Genomic DNA, 15,446 nt, shown 5'->3' with positions numbered 1-15,446 from the left:
GATCGAAGACTTGAATGGCTGACGCCGCCGTCCCCAAGGCCGCCACGTCGATCCCCAGCGCCAAGTCGCTGTGGGAGGGGATCCTGCGCGGCGAAATGGGACTGGCCCTGGGCGTCGTGGGCATCATCGTCCTGCTGATCATCCCGGTGCCGGCGATGATGCTGGACCTGCTGCTGGCCATCTCGCTGACCGGCGCCGTGCTGATCCTGATGACCGCGGTGCTGATCAAGAAGCCGCTGGAATTCACCTCGTTCCCGACCGTCCTGCTGGTCGCCACCCTCTATCGGCTGGGCCTGAACGTGGCCTCCACGCGCCTGATCCTCGGCCACGGCCAGGAAGGCTCGCACGGGGCCGGCGCGGTGATTGCCGCCTTCGGCAACCTGATGATGCAGGGCAACTTCGTCATCGGGGTGATCGTCTTTATCATCCTGGTGGTGGTGAACTTCATGGTCGTCACCAAGGGCTCGGGCCGGATCGCCGAAGTGGCGGCCCGCTTCACCCTGGACGCCATGCCCGGCAAGCAGATGGCCATCGACGCCGACCTGTCGACCGGCCTGATCGACCAGGACACCGCCAAGCAGCGCCGCAAGGACCTGGAGCAGGAATCGACCTTCTTCGGGGCCATGGACGGGGCGTCAAAGTTCGTGAAGGGCGACGCCGTCGCCGGCCTGATCATCACCGCCATCAACATCGTCGGCGGCATCCTGATCGGGGTCGTCCAGCACAAGATGCCGATCGGCGAGGCCTCGGCCTCCTACACCCTGATGACCATCGGCGACGGCTTGGTCAGCCAGATCCCGGCCCTGATCATCTCGATCGCCGCGGGCATGGTGGTGTCCAAGGCCGGCGTCGAGGGCAGCGCCAACAAGGCCCTGACCACTCAGCTGGCCATGAACCCCGTCGCCCTGGGCATGGTCTCGGCCTCGGCCGGGGTCATCGCCCTGATCCCGGGCATGCCGATCATCCCGTTCGCCGCCCTGGCGGTGGGCTCGGGCTACCTGGCCTATCGTCGCGCCCAGAAGGCCAAGGAGCCGCAGCCGCTGGACGCCGCCGCCCTGGCCGCCCTGGCCGAAGCGTCCGCCGAGCCGGAAGAGGAGCCGATCAGCGCCTCCCTGGCCATCGACGACGTCAAGATCGAGCTGGGCTACGGCCTGCTGACCCTGATCAACGACCTGGACGGCCGCAAGCTGACCGACCAGATCCGCGCCCTGCGCAAGACCCTGGCCACCGAGTTCGGCTTCGTGATGCCGCCGGTCCGCATCCTGGACAACATGCGCCTGGCCAACCAGGGCTACGCCATCCGCATCAAGGAGATGGAGGCCGGGGCCGGCGAGGTGCGCCTGGGCTGCCTGATGGCCATGGACCCGCGCGGCGGCCAGGTCGAGCTGCCGGGCGAGCACGTGCGCGAACCCGCCTTCGGCCTGCCCGCCACCTGGGTGGAGGAGGCCATGCGCGAGGAGGCCACCTTCCGCGGCTACACCATCGTCGATCCGGCCACCGTGCTGACCACGCACCTGACCGAGATCCTCAAGGAGAACATGGCCGACCTGCTCTCCTACGCCGAGGTGCAGAAGCTGCTGAAGGACCTGCCCGAGGGCCAGAAGAAGCTGGTCGACGACCTGATCCCCTCGGTGGTCAGCGCCACCACCATCCAGCGCGTGCTGCAGGCCCTGCTGAAGGAGCGCGTATCGATCCGCGACCTGCCGCAGATCCTGGAAGGCATCGGCGAGGCCGCGCCGCACACCGCCTCGGTCATCCAGCTGGTCGAGCAGGTCCGCGCCCGCCTCGGCCGCCAGCTGTGCTGGGCCAACCGCGGCGACGACGGCGCCCTGCCGATCATCACCCTGTCGGCCGAGTGGGAGCAGGCCTTCGCCGAGGCCCTGGTCGGGCCGGGCGAGGACAAGCAGCTGGCCCTGGCGCCCTCGCGCCTGCAGGACTTCATCCGCGGCGTGCGCGACGCCTTCGACCAGGCGGCGATGTCCGGGGACAGCGCCGTGCTGCTGACCAGCCCCGGCGTGCGGCCCTATGTCCGCTCGATCATCGAGCGCTTCCGCGGTCAGACCGTGGTGATGAGCCAGAACGAAATCCATCCCCGCGCCCGCCTGCGCACCGTGGGGATGGTCTAGCAGCCGGGGACATGCACTTGTGCGTGTCCCCAGTGACGCTCCCCAAGCCGTCAGGAATGAGGAAGGGGACACGCACAAGTGCATGTCCCCGGCTGGCGACGCGTCCCGACCATGAGGCCTTCCGCCCGGAAAAAGCCCGGAAGCGCCCTGAAATGGTCACGCCTTGTTACGGACTATTTCGGAACCGTTGCCGATAGGTCGCGTTCGGTTTGGCAAGGCGGGGGCCTTCACGACGGAGCGCTACTGATGAAAACCAAGATCGCCATGTTCGCCGCCGCCGCGACTCTTTCGCTGGCCGGCGCCGCTTTCGCCCAGACGACGGGGTCCTCCTCGACACCGGCCACCGGCGCCACGACGCCGTCCGGCCAGACCATGCCGTCGGCCCAGACCACCCCGTCTGGCACGACCTCGGCCACTCCGGCCACGCCCGCCTCGCCGTCGACCGGCGAGCAGGCGTCTCCGGCCACGCCGGCCAGCCCGGCCACGGGCGCGGCGGCCTCGACCGGCGCGACCGGCACCGCGGGCACGGCCGGCACGACGGCGGCTGACGCCGACGCGGCGGGCACGCCGTCCTCGGCCAATGTCGCCCTGGACCTGAAGGTCGGCTCCGAGGTCAAGGATCCCTCGGGCGCGGTGGTCGGCACCATCGCCGGCACCACGGCCGGCGCCGACGGCTCGACCAATGTCGTCGTGACCAGCGGCGACAAGAAGTTCGCCCTGCCCAAGGCCAGCTTCAGCGCCGCCACCACCGGCGGCCTGCAGACCACGGCCACCAAGGCGCAGATCGACGCCACCCTGGCCGGCGCCAAGCCGCAATAACCATCCGGCCTCATCGGAACGACCAGGAGCCCGCTCGGCATTGCCGAGCGGGCTTCGCGCTGCTAGCGATGGGCCAGTACCCGGCGGAGCTCCCGCTGACATGAGGGGTGTCGGATGGCTCCGGCCAGAAATTCCAAGGCGCGTGGCTCCAATGGCCTGTTCTGGGACCTGCTGACGTTCGACCGCCTCGTCACCGGGCCGGTGATTCACCTGATCTACTGGGCCGGCCTGGGCGTGGTGGCCCTGTTCGCCTTCTCCGTCGTCGGCGCCGCCGTCGGCCTGGCGCTGAAGGAGCCCGGCCTGCAGTCGCTGCTGCTGGCCTTCCCGGTGCTGATCGCCGGCCTGCTGGTCGCAGCCGCCATGGTGCTGCTGTGGCGCGCCTTCTGCGAGTTCTACGTCGCCATCTTCCGGATCAGCGAAGACCTGCGCGCCCTGCGCCAGGCCAGCGACGCCGACCACGCGGTGGCGACCGTCACCCGGCCGCCGGTTCAGGGCTAGAGCATCGCGCGGAAAAGTGGACGCCGGTTTTCCGCAAGAGCGATGCGAAAACAAAAGTCCAAGGCCCGATCGCCTGAACCCTCACCCCTGCGACCGAATAACGCGGTCGACGAAAATACGTCACAAAGCTTGAGGGCGGGGTCGATCCCCGGCGTCTAAGCGGCAGGAGGCCTGTCGAGCCTCCAGCCGGAGACGCATTTTGGCCGCCGATCAAGAACCTCACCTCGTCGATATCCATGTGGGCGCGCGCATCCGGATGCGCCGCAAATCCATGGGCCTGAGCCAGACGCAACTGGCCGACAGCGTGGGCATCACCTTCCAGCAACTGCAGAAGTACGAGCGCGGGACCAACCGCGTCAGCGCGTCCAAGCTCTACGGCATGGCCGTGACGCTGCAGACCTCGGTGGCCTGGTTCTTCGAGGGCATGCCGCCCGAGGCCGACGGCGTCGGGGCCGGCGACCAGCGGATTCAGGCCGTGCGCCGGTTCATGGCCACGGAGGAGGGCGTGGAGCTGGCCTCGCTGGTGCCGCAGCTGCCGCCGGCCCAGCGCCGCCAGATCCTGGCCCTGGCCCGGACGCTCAGCTCGGACGGCGACGACGAGCCGGCGGGCGGGACGGCGGGTTAGGTCCAGAGCCCAAGTAAGAGAGCCAACAGTTGTCATCCCGGCCGCAGCGAAGCGGAGAGCCGGGACCCAGGTGAACCGCACCGCTCTTGCCCAGTCCCCTGGATCCCGGACAGCCTCTGCGAGGCTTCCGGGATGACAACCATTTTTTAGGTCGCCCCTATCCCCCGGAACGCCGCCGCGAGGGCCTCGGCGCCGGCCTTGGGCCGGCCGGCGTTGTCGAAGATGGCCGGGGCGTCGGCGGCGTTCTCCGCCGTCAGCCACGAATCGCGATCACGAAGACCCCAGACGGTGAAGGCGAAGCGCTGGCGTTCGGGCAGGGCCATGAAGGCCTCGGCGGCTTCGGCATAGACGGCCGCCTGGCGGCGCTGCAGCTCGGCGCGCGACAGCAGCTTGTTCTCCGACCGGGTCAGCGACACGTCCAGCTCGGACACGTGGATCGGCAGGCCCAGGCCGGCCAGCTCGCGGATCATCCGGGTGATCTCGCCCGGGGCGAGGTCGGCCGCCACGTGCATCTGGGTTCCCAGGCCGGTCAGCGGCGCGCCCGAGGCCAGCAGCCGTTCGGCCAGGTTCAGGAAGGTTGCGCGCTTGCGCGGATAGTATTCGAGATTGTAGTCGTTCAGCAGCAGCGGGGCGTCCGGCTCGGCCTCGCGCGCCGTGCGGAAGGCCAGGGCGATGTGGTCGAAGGCGCCCAGGCGCTGGGCCCACAAGCTGTCGCGCCAGCCGTTGCCGTCCTCGGCCACCGCCTCGTTGACCACGTCCCAGCCGACCACCTGACCGCGATAGCGGCCGGCCACGGCGAGGATGTAGTTGCGATAGGCGTCGGCGAAGTCGATGCGGTTCTCGTCCAGCCGCGCGAAGGCCTCCGGCGCCTGGGCGTACCAGACCAGGGTGTGGCCCAGCAGGCCCATGCCGTGGGCGCGGGCGAAGGCGGCGATGCGGTCGGGGGCGTCGAAGCGGAAGGACCCGTCCGGCTGGACGATGTACTCCATCTTCATCTGCCACTCGGGCGTCAGCTGGTTGACCTCGCGGGCCAGCAGGGCGGCCAGGGCGGGGTCGTCCAGGTGCAGGGCCTGGACGCAGCTGCCGATCCGGAACGGCGCCAGGCTCTTCAGCGGCGGCAAGGGGGCGGGCTGGCTCTTGGCGACCTGAGGGCCGCAGGCCGACAGGGCCAGGGCCCCGGTCAGGACCGCGCGGCGGCCGAGACGGGGCAGGGGCGGCGGACGGGGACAGGCGCATGCGCCTGTCCCCAGCCCCGGACGCGGCGAATAGAGGCTGTCGCGCCTACCGCCCACCGACGACCATCCGGCGCAGGCCCAGTTCGTCCAGGGCGGCGGTTTCCAGCTTGCCGGCCAGCTTGGCTTTGGCGACCTTGGCGGCCTCGGCGACGTGCTCGTATTTCTTGAGGTTCTCGAAGGCCAGGGACAGGGCGTCGCGGGCGCCGGCCTCCTCGATCAGGATCTGGTCGATCTCGAGCAAGGCCTGGTCGCGGCGGATCTTCGAGCCCTGGCGGAAGCCGATCATGTACCAGCCGGCCTCGACGTCGCCCTGGGCCTGCATGGCCTCGGCCTCGGACTCCGCGTCCAGGGCGGCGACCTTCATCTCGGCGGTCTGGCGGCGCTCGACGATGTCGGCCAGGCGCTTTTGCAGAGTCTCGACCTCGTGGTTCGAGATGCGGATCAGGGAGTCGGCCCACTTGGTCATGCCAGGTTTCCCATCTAGGCGGCGTCGCTCTGCAGGATGTGGGCGAGGTAGCCGAAGCTGTCGTCGAGGCTGGTGGCCTCGTCCGGGGTCTGGCTGAGGAAGGCCTCGACGGCGGGGTTCAGGCGGATGGCGCGGTCGATGATCGGATCGGCCCCGGCGCGGTAGGCGCCGATGCGGATCAGCTCCTCCATGTTCGAATAGGCCGCCAGGCTCTGGCGGGCGGCCTTGACCACCTCGCGCTCCTCCAGCGTCTGGCAGCCCGGCATGGTCCGGCTGATGGACTTGAGGACGTTGATCGCCGGGAAGCGGCCGCGCTCGGCGATGGCCCGCTCCATGACGATGTGGCCGTCCAGGATGCCCCGGGTGGCGTCGGCGATCGGCTCGTTGTGGTCGTCGCCATCGACCAGCACGGTGAACAGGGCGGTGATCGGGGCGGCGGTGGTGCCGTCGGGACGGATCGGGCCGGGGCCGGCGCGCTCGAGCAGCTTGGGCAGCTCGGTGAAGACGGTGGGGGTGTAGCCCTTGGTGGTCGGCGGCTCGCCGGCGGCCAGGCCGATCTCGCGCTGGGCCATGGCGAAGCGGGTCACCGAGTCCATCAGGCAGAGGACTTCCAGGTCCTGGTCGCGCAGGAACTCGCTGATCGCCAGGGTCATGTAGGCGGCCTGGCGGCGGGTCAGGGCCGGCTCGTCCGAGGTGGCGACCACGACGATGGCGCGCTTGAGGCCTTCCTCGCCCAGGGTCTCCTCGATGAACTCGCGGACCTCGCGGCCGCGTTCGCCGATCAGGCCGACCACGACGGCGTCGCAGGTGGCCTCTTTGGCCAGCATCGATAGCAGGACGGACTTGCCCACGCCCGAACCGGCGAAGATGCCCAGGCGCTGGCCGCGGCAGGTGGTGGTGAAGACGTTCAGCGACCGTACGCCCAGGTCGATGCGCTCGCCCACACGGCCGCGGGCGTGGGCCGGCGGCGGCGGGGTCTTCAAGGGGTAGGGGACTTCGCCCTGCGGCAGCGGTCCCAGCCCGTCGATCGGCTCGCCGAAAGCGTTGATGATGCGGCCCAGCCAGGCCTTGGTCGGGCGGACCACGGCGCCCTCGGGCATGATCTTGATCACCGCGCCGGGGGCCACGCCCTCGACGGGGCCGAACGGCATCAGCAGGGCGCGGGTCTCGCGGAAGCCGACCACCTCGGCCGGCAGCACCGGCAGGCCCAGGCGCTCGATCTCGACCCGGGCGCCGACGGCGAGCCGGGTCAGCCCGCCGCGAGCCTCGATCAGGAGGCCGTTCACGGCGGCGACGCGACCGAAGATGGTCAGCGGATCGATACGTTCGACGGCGGCGATCAGGCTGCGCAAGTGAGGTCCCCGAGAGCTCGGAGCCAAGCTTTGGGCCCCGCGCGTTAATGGGGAGTGAAGTAGACCGACATGGTTAATCGGCCCTTGAGGATTGTGGCTGGGGATGCGGTCTGCGTCCTTATGTCTTGACCCCATCCGGGCCATGGCATGGCTGGTCGCCGACGGTCGCAACCTGCGCCTGACCCTGCGCGGCGACCTCCACGCGCCGGTCTCGCGCGCCTCCGTGGCCAGGCTTGGGGAGGCCGGTTGGCTGGCGCCGGAAGCCGCCGGCGGAAAATAACGCGGAGCCCGCCGCGACGGGACGTCGCGGACGCCGGACGGCCAGCCCGAAGGCGGCGCTCTGGGCGGCGCGGCCAAGCCTGTAAACTTCTCGCGACAGAACGCCGCAATCTCGCCTTACTGGTGAACGGCGCGGCGTGGCGACAGGGACGAAAGACGGCGCCCGGCCCCTTTACAGCGCCCCAATTCCGGGCTTTCGGGCCAAAAGGAATCGTCTTGACGGACCATCCACAGGCCCCTGCGACCTTTGCGCCAAATGAGTCGCTGACCGCTTGCACCCGATTCGCAAATCAGATTAACCATTTCTCCAGCGAGATCATTCACCATTAACCTGTCTTAAATTAACTGTCCGGCAGAGTGCAGGACGGGTTTCACCGGCGGTATTCCGCCTAGCTGTCGAATAATGCCGCCCAAGGGCGGGGAGGGCTGCATGCGCGTACTGTTGATCGAGGATGACAGCGCCACCGCGCAGACCATCGAGCTGATGCTGAAGTCTGAAGGCTTCAACGTCTACACGACGGATCTTGGCGAAGAGGGCGTGGATCTGGGCAAGATCTATGACTACGACCTCATCCTGCTGGACCTGAATCTGCCGGACATGAGCGGTCTGGATGTTCTGCGCACCCTGCGGGTGGCGAAGGTGAACACGCCGATCATGATCCTGTCGGGCAGCGCCGAAATCGATACGAAGGTGAAGACCTTCTCGGGCGGCGCCGACGACTACATGACCAAGCCGTTCCACAAGGACGAGATGATCGCCCGCATCCACGCGGTGGTCCGTCGTTCGAAGGGGCACGCCCAGTCGGTGATCAAGACCGGCGACATCATCGTCAACCTCGACGCCAAGACGGTCGAGGTGAACGGCAACCGCGTGCATCTGACCGGCAAGGAATACCAGATGCTGGAGCTGCTCTCCCTGCGCAAGGGCACGACCCTGACCAAGGAGATGTTCCTCAACCACCTGTACGGCGGCATGGACGAGCCGGAGCTGAAGATCATCGACGTCTTCATCTGCAAGCTGCGCAAGAAGCTGGCGGCCTCGGCCCAGGGCAAGCACCACATCGAGACCGTCTGGGGCCGCGGCTACGTGCTGCGCGACCCGAACGAGCAGGTCAACGCGGCGTAATCGCCGGCGCGACCAGCCTGGAAAGTTGAGCGCCCGCCTCTCCGGAGGCGGGCATTTTCCTTTGTGGGAACAGGGCCTTAACCCTGTCCGTGACAAATCGCCCGAAGCACCGAATAGTCCTTGCTCGAACATGGCGTCATCCGTCATTTTCCGGCGCGACGATTGCTGGGGGGCTTCCCAGCCGTGTCTTCCAACCGCACACGGCATCGCTACCAGTCGGGGGCTTGATGCAGGAATTCGATCCGAGACGGCCGACCATGCGTCTGGCCCCCAAGATCCTCACCGCGGCAGCCGGCCTGGTCGCCCTGGGCCTGGGGTGGAAGCTGACCGCGCCGGACGCGCCGGTGGCGGTGGTCCGCGCCCCGCTCGACGCCAACGCCCTGGCCGCCCTGCAGCACGCCGCCTTCGCCAGCGCCGAGGCCCAGCCGGGCTTCGAGCGTCCGGAATCGATCCCCGTCCAGGTCCGTCCCGGCGAGACCCTGGAAAACGCCGTGCTGCGCACCGGCATCGCCCCCAACGACGCCCGCCAGGTGGTGGCCGCCCTGCAGGGCGCGATCGACACCGTCAACATCAAGGCCGGCATGGCCTTCGAGGCCGCCATCGCCGAGCGTCGCAACGGGCCCAATAGTCAAAGGAGGGCGGGCTCGGCCCGGCTGATCGGCCTGTCGATGCGCACCGGCCCGTCCTCGACCCTGACCGTTTCGCGCACCTTCGACGGCGCGATGAAGCTGCGCGAGCTGGAGGAAAAGGTCACCGACGAGACCAAGGTGGCCTGCGGCGAGATGAAGGGGTCGTTCTACGAGAGCGTCGCCGACGTCGGCGGCACCCCGGCGGTGATCAGCCAGGCGGCCCAGCTGTTCGCCCACAAGATCGACTTCTCGCGCGACATCAAGGAAGGCGACCGCTTCTGCCTGGTGTTCGACCGCAAGGTCACCGAGAGCGGCCGCACGGTCGAAGCGGGCGACCTGGAATACGCCGAGGTCAAGGGCCAGAAGTTCTACGCCTTCGAGCGCTCAGGTGATGACGGCAAGCCGCAGTTCTTCGACGAGCTGGGCAAGAACATCAAGGGCTTCCTGCTGCGCACCCCGGTCGACGGGGCCCGCATCACCTCGACCTTCGGCCAGCGCAAGCACCCGGTGCTGGGCTATACCCGCGCCCACAAGGGCGTCGACTTCGGGGCCGGGACCGGCACGCCGATCCTGGCGGCCGGCGACGGCGTGGTCCTGGAGGCCCGCCGCTGGAGCGGCTACGGCAACTGGCTGCGCATCCGCCATTCGGGCCAGTGGGACACCGGCTACGGCCACATCTCGCGCTACGCCTCGGGCATCCGTCCCGGCGTCCACGTGCGCCAGGGCCAGGTGGTGGCCTATGTCGGCGCCACCGGCCTGGCGACCGGCCCGCACCTGCACTACGAGGTCTGGCTCAACGGCCAGCGGGTCAATCCGATCGGCGCCAAGGTGCCCCAGGGCACGATCCTGGCCGGCGCCGAGCTGTCGCGCTTCAAGGCCCAGCGGGCGCATATCGACACGCTGCTGGCGCAGGCGGGGGGGGAGGCGGTTGATCCCGCCGCGCCGAAGCTGGCCCTGGCCAGCCTGGACAGGGCCAAGGGCCCGGCGCTGCGGTAGGCGCGCCTTTCCCTCCCTTGGGAGGGCCTTGGGAGGAGAGCTATCGCCCATGACCAGCCAACGTTGTCATCCCGGACGAGCGCGCAGCGCGAAGATCCGGGACCAGGCCTGAACGCATGCGCTTGCGGTGGTCCCGGATCGGCGGCCCTGTGGGCCTTGTCCGGGATGACAAAACGGCGGTGGATCGGAACGGGGACAGGCCCATGGACCTGTCCCCAACCGCGCCCACGAGCTTGACCATCGCCGCCGCCCGTCCCATCCCGGGGCGATGAAAGCCTTCCCGCCGCTGAAGCCCGACTCCGAGGGCATGCTGCACCTCGACGCCCTGCGCATCGTCGGGGCGCTGATGATCGTGGTCTTCCACTTCAACCGCTACATCAACCTGGATGGGCGCTGGCAGCTGGTCGACGACATGGTCAAGGGCTTCAGCCTGGTCGTCGACCTGTTCTTCCTGATCTCCGGCTATGTGATGGCGGCGGTCTACACCGGCCGGCTGAACAGCTGGTCGCGGTACGGGACCTTCCTGAAGAAGCGGGTGGCGCGGCTGGGGCCGCTGCACTGGGCGACCATGCTGGTGTTCGTCGGCGTCTGGGCGGCCGGCGTGATGGGCTGGGGCGGCGACGTCGATCCCAAGCGCTACGACCTCTTCTGCATCGCGCCCAACATCCTGTTCGTCCACGCCTGGCATGTCTGCCACGGCCAGACCTGGAACTTCGCCAGCTGGGCGATCAGCGCCGAGATGGGGCTCTATCTGGCCCTGCCGCTGCTGTTCTGGATCGCCGGGCGCGGGCGGATCGTCACCGCCATGGCGGCGATCGCCAGCCTGATCGTCCTGCTGCTCAATCCCGACGGCGAGATGCCCTTCCACCAGTGGACCTGGAACTTCGGCGTGCTGCGCGCCGTGCCGGGCTTCCTGCTGGGCATGCTGGCGTTCCAGCTGCGCGCGCCGCTGGGCCGCCTGCCGTTGGCGCGGTTCTGGATGTGGGGGCTGCTGGCGGCGTTCCTGGTCGCCTCGACCTTGCGGATCGAGCGGACCCTGCTGCTGCTGCTCGTCTACGCCATCGGCCTAGCCGGGGTCGCCGCCGACGCGGCCGGCTCGCAGGGCGGGATCAGCCGCCGCCTGGCGCCCTGGGCTCAGCTGAGCTTCAGCCTCTACCTGCTGCACCCGATCGCCCTGAAGATGGGGATCAACTGGGTCGGGGTCGCCGCCTGGGGCCTGAACGGCGACCTGCTGAGGCTGTGGGTGCTGTTCTGGGTGCTGGCCCTGATCCCGGCCGCCTATCTGTCGCTCGTGCTGTTCGAGCGGCCGGCGCGGGACTGGATTTCAGGGCTGGGCCAAAGACGAACCCTCTCTCATGGAGAGAGGGAGGGGCCCGCCGCGTAGCGGTGGGAGGGTGAGAGGTTTCACCCTGTCCGGTTTCACGCTGGGCCGCTAGCTGACGCTGAGAACGTCTGTGGTGAGTGTGGACCGGACATTTGGGTTGAGCCGGCCTAGGCTTGCGTCATGCAAGAGACTAGACGCCCCAGTTGACGGAGGAAGTTGATGCGCAATCCGATTGAGACGACATACGACAGACAAGTTGACGCTGCCTATGTCTCCTTAAGGAAGATCGGTCCGGGCGAGGTGTCCAAGACCTATTCCTGCGATATCGAACAGGTTGGCGGGACGATTAATCTCGATTTTGATCAGAATGGTCGATTGGTGGGCATCGAAATATTGGATGCGACCGCACTGCTACCGGCTGAATTTTTCTCGTAATCTGACCGTTAGCAGCCTGTTCGCCGTCAGATAGGTCCCGCAAACCGACCTTCTCAACATCGTGCATGGGTCGCAAGCGAACTTCGCGGTTCTTAGCGCCCTGCTGGCACACCGGCTTAAGGCTGTAACCTCTCACCCTCCCAAGCTTCGCTTGGGCCCCTCCCTCTCTCTAAGAGAGAGGGTTCAAGTGAGCGAATCCACCCACGCCGGCAGCTCCCCGATCGAGCCCAGCTCGGCATAGCGCCCGTGGTCCTTGGGCGCCGTGGCCGCCTCATGCGCCCAGACCAGCGGGTAGGGGATCAGGGCGGCCCAGGCGCCGGCCTCCAGGGCCGGGAGGATGTCGGACTTGACCGAATTGCCGGCCATCACCGCCTGCTCGGGTCCCGAGCCGTGGCGGGCGAACACCCGGCGGTAGGTGTCGGCGTCCTTCTCCGAGACGATCTCGACGGCGGCGAACAGGTCGCCTAGGCCCGAGGCCGCCAGCTTCTGCTCCTGGTGCAGCAGGTCGCCCTTGGTGATCAGCACCAGGCGGTAGCGCTCCGACAGCGTGGCGAGCGCCTTCTCGACGCCGGGCAGCGGCTCGACCGGCTCGGTCAGCATCTCGCGGCCGGCGGCCAAGATCTGGCGGATCACGCCGATGCTGACCTGGCTGTCGGTCAGGTCCATCGCCGTCTCGATCATCGACAGGGTGAAGCCCTTGGCCCCGTAGCCGTAGAGCCGCAGGTTGCGCTTCTCGGTCTCGGCCAGCTTGGCGTCGATCTGCTCGGCGTCTCCATAGGGGGCCAGCAGCTCGACGAACCGCTTGTGGGTCAGGCGGAAGATGGTCTCGTTGTGCCAAAGGGTGTCGTCGGCGTCGATACCGACGGTGGTGACGGCCATGGAAGCTCTCCGGATCTCGCCCGGTGATACGCTGCGTCGCCGCCCCAGGCCAAGGCGCGCCGCTCAGCCTTCCTCGCCGGCGCCTTCGGGTTCGTTGTCGCCGTCGGCGCGGAACGTCCGTTCTTCAAGCTTGAGGCGTTCCTGCTCAAACCGGTTGGTCAGGTGGAGCATCTGCTCGGTCAGGTTCGCGGACACGGCCGAGGCCGGTTCTTCGAAACGATCGTCAAAGGAATTGGACATGAAAAGCCACAGGCACGACTAAGGACGCCCCCGCCCATGCCTAGCCAAACGACGTCGCCTTCCCGACGTTCCAACGGCCAAGATCGGTTTTTCGAATTCAGAGACTCTGGACCACGAAGATCGCCGCGCTGACCGGCGCGGCGACCAGCAGCAGCACGCGCAGGCCGGTCTCGACCAGGCCGAACCAGTCGGCGGCGGCGGGGACGATGCGGGCGACCGGCGGGTTCATGGGATCAGCTCCTCGAAGCTCGACCATGAGCTCCCAGGCGTTAACGCGTCGACCGCGCGAACGGACGCACCCCCGCGACAAGTTGTTCCAGCCGTGGCGCCGAAGAGACGGTGTGTCGGGCGTCAGGGTCAGATCAGGGGCTGTTGAAAAGTTGTCATCCCGGAAAGCGCGCAGCGCTTGTCCGGGACCTAGGACAGCCGCACTGCATTCGCCCAGTCCCCTGGGTCCCGGACAGCCTCTGCGAGGCTTCCGGGATGACAACCGTTTCAATAGAGGCTGGAGGCGTCATGCCCACGAGGGCGGCGGTTGCCTGTCCGAAGGGCGGGGCGGCGGCCGCACGGGGGCGCAAACCGGATGGGCCTTGTAGACGCGCCTCAGCGAGGCGGGAAAGCGGTGCAGGGCCGCGCTGGGCCGGATCGGCCGGGCCGACAGGTCGCCGCCGCAATTGGGGCAGACCCCGGAGAATCGGGTCTCCACGCAGTCGGCGCAGAAGGTGCATTCGAAGGTGCAGATCCGCGCGTCCAGGCTGTCGGGCGGCAGGTCGCGATCGCAGCACTCGCAATTGGGACGCAGTTCGAGCATGGGCCGTCCTCCCAGGTTCTAATGCTTCTTGTGGCGCTTAACCCTTCCAGCATAGGGGCTTTGGGGCGCGCCGCGCGAGGGGGCTTGTTGGCCGATCACGGGAATGTGGGGCCACGCTTCGACTCCCGTGATCGAAGGGGTTGACCCCCCCTCCGCATGCCCCTAGACACGCCGCCGTTTGCGCGGCGGTCGGGCGAGAGCCCGACCGCCTTCTTGCAGGTAGAGTCCGGCGATAGCCGGACGCGGGCGGGGGTTACTCCTGGCCCGCCTCTTTGCGACAATGACCTGCCCCTTGGGGCCTGCGTTTTGGAGGCGCTTTTCGAGATGTCCAAAGACCTTCTCCCCGGCGTCACTGGTGTCCTGGCCCTGGCCGACGGCACGATCCTGCAGGGCGTCGGCTGCGGCGCGGTCGGCGACGCGGTCGGCGAGGTGTGCTTCAACACCGCCATGACCGGCTACCAGGAGATCCTCACCGATCCCTCCTACATGGCCCAGATCGTCGCCTTCACCTTCCCGCACGTGGGCAATGTCGGGACCAATCTCGAAGACCTGGAACAGATGGCCGGGGGGGCCGAGACGGCCGCCCGCGGCGTGCTGTTCCGCGAGGTCCCGACCGATGCGGCCAACTGGCGCGCCAACAGCGACTTCGACGCCTGGATGCAGCGGCGCGGCGTCATCGGCCTGGCCGGCGTCGACACCCGCGCCCTGACCCGCAAGATCCGCGAGACCGGCATGCCGCACGGCGTGATCGCCCACTCGCCGACCGGCGAATTCGACCTCGACGCCCTGGTCGCCAAGGCCAAGGCCTGGGCCGGCCTGGAAGGCCTGGACCTGGCCAAGGACGCCTCCACCACCCAGACCTTCACCTGGGACGAGGGCCTGTGGTCGTGGCCGGAAGGCTACGCCAAGCTGGACAAGCCCAAGTACGAGGTCGTGGTCCTCGACTACGGCGTCAAGCGCAACATCCTGCGCGCGCTGGCCCACGTCGGCGCCCGCGCCACGGTGGTGCCGGCCGACACCTCGGCCGAGGACATCCTGGCCCGTAATCCTGACGGCGTGCTGCTGTCCAACGGCCCGGGCGACCCGGCCGCGACGGGCGCGTACGCGGTGCCCGAGATCCAGAAACTGGTCGCCAGCGGCAAGCCGGTGTTCGGCATCTGCCTGGGCCACCAGATGCTGGCCTTGGCGGTGGGCGCCAAGACCGTGAAGATGGAGCAGGGACACCACGGGGCCAACCACCCGGTGAAGGACCTGACGACCGGCAAGGTCGAGATCGTCTCGATGAACCACGGCTTCACGGTGGACAGCGCCTCGCTGCCGGCGGCGGTCACCGAGACCCACGTCTCGCTGTTCGACGGCACCAACGCGGGCATCGCCCTGGCCGACAAGCCGGTGTTCAGCGTCCAGCACCACCCGGAAGCCTCGCCGGGGCCGACCGACAGCCTGTACCTGTTCGAGCGGTTCGCGGGACTGATGGACGCGGCGAAATAGGCTAGGCCTTCACCTTCCGATCGACCCGGCGCTCGCGGCGCATACCGCGAGCGCTGTTCGTTGACTCGATATAACAGCACTTATACATAAACCGGCGTGACGCCGCCCACACCCA

At 68.3% G+C, this 15,446-nt stretch carries 17 protein-coding genes; 10 read left to right on the top strand and 7 right to left on the bottom strand.

What is annotated here, in order from left to right; all coding sequences use genetic code 11:
• Nucleotides 1-14: 14 nt before the first annotated feature.
• From flhA to ACSQ2G_RS04975, 4 genes are all read left to right on the top strand, one after another.
• Entirely contained in the window at nt 15-2,126 is a 2,112-nt protein-coding gene (gene flhA, locus ACSQ2G_RS04990; RefSeq protein WP_436028774.1) for a flagellar biosynthesis protein FlhA, read from the top strand.
• A 246-nt stretch (nt 2,127-2,372) separates the two neighbouring features.
• Nucleotides 2,373-2,945, top strand: a complete 573-nt coding sequence (locus ACSQ2G_RS04985; protein WP_436028772.1) for a hypothetical protein — start codon at nt 2,373-2,375, stop codon at nt 2,943-2,945.
• Between the two features lie 114 nt (nt 2,946-3,059).
• A complete protein-coding gene (locus ACSQ2G_RS04980) occupies nt 3,060-3,443 on the top strand; it encodes a DUF4282 domain-containing protein (protein WP_310081866.1) in 384 nt (127 codons plus the stop codon).
• Between the two features lie 199 nt (nt 3,444-3,642).
• Nucleotides 3,643-4,068 (top strand): helix-turn-helix domain-containing protein, encoded by a 426-nt coding sequence (locus ACSQ2G_RS04975; RefSeq protein ID WP_436028770.1) that lies wholly within the window; start codon nt 3,643-3,645, stop codon nt 4,066-4,068.
• A gap of 146 nt (nt 4,069-4,214) precedes the next feature.
• Here the strand turns inward: ACSQ2G_RS04975 and ACSQ2G_RS04970 are convergent, their stop codons facing one another.
• The 3 genes from ACSQ2G_RS04970 to fliI are packed head-to-tail and all read right to left on the bottom strand — an operon-like array spanning nt 4,215 to nt 7,121.
• Nucleotides 4,215-5,360, bottom strand: coding sequence for an endo-1,4-beta-xylanase (locus tag ACSQ2G_RS04970; RefSeq protein WP_436028768.1), 1,146 nt, complete (start codon nt 5,358-5,360; stop codon nt 4,215-4,217).
• Entirely contained in the window at nt 5,350-5,769 is a 420-nt protein-coding gene (locus tag ACSQ2G_RS04965; protein ID WP_436028766.1) for a flagellar export protein FliJ, read from the bottom strand. The genes ACSQ2G_RS04970 and ACSQ2G_RS04965 overlap by 11 nt, the downstream gene beginning before the upstream one ends.
• A gap of 14 nt (nt 5,770-5,783) precedes the next feature.
• A complete protein-coding gene (fliI, locus tag ACSQ2G_RS04960) occupies nt 5,784-7,121 on the bottom strand; it encodes a flagellar protein export ATPase FliI (RefSeq protein ID WP_436028764.1) in 1,338 nt (445 codons plus the stop codon).
• Nucleotides 7,122-7,263: 142 nt separating this feature from the next.
• Here fliI and ACSQ2G_RS04955 point away from each other — a divergent pair, with 142 nt between their 5' ends.
• The 5 genes from ACSQ2G_RS04955 (at nt 7,264) to ACSQ2G_RS04935 (ending at nt 11,910) form a co-directional block, all read left to right on the top strand.
• Complete coding sequence (locus ACSQ2G_RS04955) at nt 7,264-7,401, top strand: hypothetical protein (RefSeq protein WP_436028762.1); 138 nt, start codon at nt 7,264-7,266, stop codon at nt 7,399-7,401.
• Nucleotides 7,402-7,830: 429 nt separating this feature from the next.
• A complete protein-coding gene (gene ctrA, locus ACSQ2G_RS04950) occupies nt 7,831-8,526 on the top strand; it encodes a response regulator transcription factor CtrA (RefSeq protein ID WP_029914069.1) in 696 nt (231 codons plus the stop codon).
• A 227-nt stretch (nt 8,527-8,753) separates the two neighbouring features.
• Nucleotides 8,754-10,151, top strand: a complete 1,398-nt coding sequence (locus tag ACSQ2G_RS04945) for a M23 family metallopeptidase (protein WP_436028760.1) — start codon at nt 8,754-8,756, stop codon at nt 10,149-10,151.
• A gap of 268 nt (nt 10,152-10,419) precedes the next feature.
• Nucleotides 10,420-11,535 carry an acyltransferase family protein gene (locus ACSQ2G_RS04940; protein ID WP_436028758.1) on the top strand — a complete coding sequence of 372 codons (1,116 nt, stop codon included), beginning with the start codon at nt 10,420-10,422 and terminating at the stop codon, nt 11,533-11,535.
• Nucleotides 11,536-11,694: 159 nt separating this feature from the next.
• Nucleotides 11,695-11,910 carry a DUF2283 domain-containing protein gene (locus tag ACSQ2G_RS04935; RefSeq protein WP_436028756.1) on the top strand — a complete coding sequence of 72 codons (216 nt, stop codon included), beginning with the start codon at nt 11,695-11,697 and terminating at the stop codon, nt 11,908-11,910.
• Nucleotides 11,911-12,093: 183 nt separating this feature from the next.
• Here ACSQ2G_RS04935 and ACSQ2G_RS04930 read toward each other — a convergent pair whose 3' ends face one another.
• The 4 genes from ACSQ2G_RS04930 to ACSQ2G_RS04915 all read right to left on the bottom strand — a co-directional run bounded on the left by ACSQ2G_RS04930 (nt 12,094) and on the right by ACSQ2G_RS04915 (nt 13,840).
• Entirely contained in the window at nt 12,094-12,789 is a 696-nt protein-coding gene (locus ACSQ2G_RS04930) for an HAD family hydrolase (RefSeq protein ID WP_436028754.1), read from the bottom strand.
• 63 nt (nt 12,790-12,852) lie between these two features.
• Entirely contained in the window at nt 12,853-12,984 is a 132-nt protein-coding gene (locus ACSQ2G_RS04925) for a hypothetical protein (protein ID WP_436028753.1), read from the bottom strand.
• Nucleotides 12,985-13,126: 142 nt separating this feature from the next.
• Nucleotides 13,127-13,258, bottom strand: a complete 132-nt coding sequence (locus tag ACSQ2G_RS04920; protein ID WP_436028751.1) for a hypothetical protein — start codon at nt 13,256-13,258, stop codon at nt 13,127-13,129.
• A 285-nt stretch (nt 13,259-13,543) separates the two neighbouring features.
• Nucleotides 13,544-13,840: a DUF1272 domain-containing protein gene (locus ACSQ2G_RS04915; RefSeq protein ID WP_436028749.1), complete on the bottom strand. Its 297-nt coding sequence runs from the start codon at nt 13,838-13,840 to the stop codon at nt 13,544-13,546.
• Between the two features lie 324 nt (nt 13,841-14,164).
• Here ACSQ2G_RS04915 and carA point away from each other — a divergent pair, with 324 nt between their 5' ends.
• Nucleotides 14,165-15,331: a glutamine-hydrolyzing carbamoyl-phosphate synthase small subunit gene (gene carA / locus ACSQ2G_RS04910; RefSeq protein ID WP_436028747.1), complete on the top strand. Its 1,167-nt coding sequence runs from the start codon at nt 14,165-14,167 to the stop codon at nt 15,329-15,331.
• Nucleotides 15,332-15,446: the final 115 nt, after the last annotated feature.

Source organism: Caulobacter sp. LjRoot300, assembly GCF_964253875.1.
Taxonomy (GTDB): Bacteria; Pseudomonadota; Alphaproteobacteria; order Caulobacterales; family Caulobacteraceae; genus Caulobacter.
The sequence above is the reverse complement of the archived record's forward strand: the minus strand, read 5'-3'. Positions and strand labels throughout refer to the sequence as shown.

What these genes read in the sequence shown, in the direction of transcription:
- flhA (WP_436028774.1), top strand. Translation starts at nt 15, where the DNA reads ATGGCTGACGCCGCCGTCCCCAAGGCCGCCACGTCGATCCCCAGCGCC.
- ACSQ2G_RS04985 (WP_436028772.1), top strand. Translation starts at nt 2,373, where the DNA reads ATGAAAACCAAGATCGCCATGTTCGCCGCCGCCGCGACTCTTTCGCTG.
- ACSQ2G_RS04935 (WP_436028756.1), top strand. Translation starts at nt 11,695, where the DNA reads ATGCGCAATCCGATTGAGACGACATACGACAGACAAGTTGACGCTGCC.
- ACSQ2G_RS04915 (WP_436028749.1), bottom strand. Translation starts at nt 13,840, where the DNA reads ATGCTCGAACTGCGTCCCAATTGCGAGTGCTGCGATCGCGACCTGCCG.
- ACSQ2G_RS04930 (WP_436028754.1), bottom strand. Translation starts at nt 12,789, where the DNA reads ATGGCCGTCACCACCGTCGGTATCGACGCCGACGACACCCTTTGGCAC.
- ctrA (WP_029914069.1), top strand. Translation starts at nt 7,831, where the DNA reads ATGCGCGTACTGTTGATCGAGGATGACAGCGCCACCGCGCAGACCATC.
- ACSQ2G_RS04945 (WP_436028760.1), top strand. Translation starts at nt 8,754, where the DNA reads ATGCAGGAATTCGATCCGAGACGGCCGACCATGCGTCTGGCCCCCAAG.
- ACSQ2G_RS04955 (WP_436028762.1), top strand. Translation starts at nt 7,264, where the DNA reads ATGGCATGGCTGGTCGCCGACGGTCGCAACCTGCGCCTGACCCTGCGC.
- ACSQ2G_RS04980 (WP_310081866.1), top strand. Translation starts at nt 3,060, where the DNA reads ATGGCTCCGGCCAGAAATTCCAAGGCGCGTGGCTCCAATGGCCTGTTC.
- ACSQ2G_RS04920 (WP_436028751.1), bottom strand. Translation starts at nt 13,258, where the DNA reads ATGAACCCGCCGGTCGCCCGCATCGTCCCCGCCGCCGCCGACTGGTTC.
- ACSQ2G_RS04965 (WP_436028766.1), bottom strand. Translation starts at nt 5,769, where the DNA reads ATGACCAAGTGGGCCGACTCCCTGATCCGCATCTCGAACCACGAGGTC.
- ACSQ2G_RS04940 (WP_436028758.1), top strand. Translation starts at nt 10,420, where the DNA reads ATGAAAGCCTTCCCGCCGCTGAAGCCCGACTCCGAGGGCATGCTGCAC.
- carA (WP_436028747.1), top strand. Translation starts at nt 14,165, where the DNA reads ATGTCCAAAGACCTTCTCCCCGGCGTCACTGGTGTCCTGGCCCTGGCC.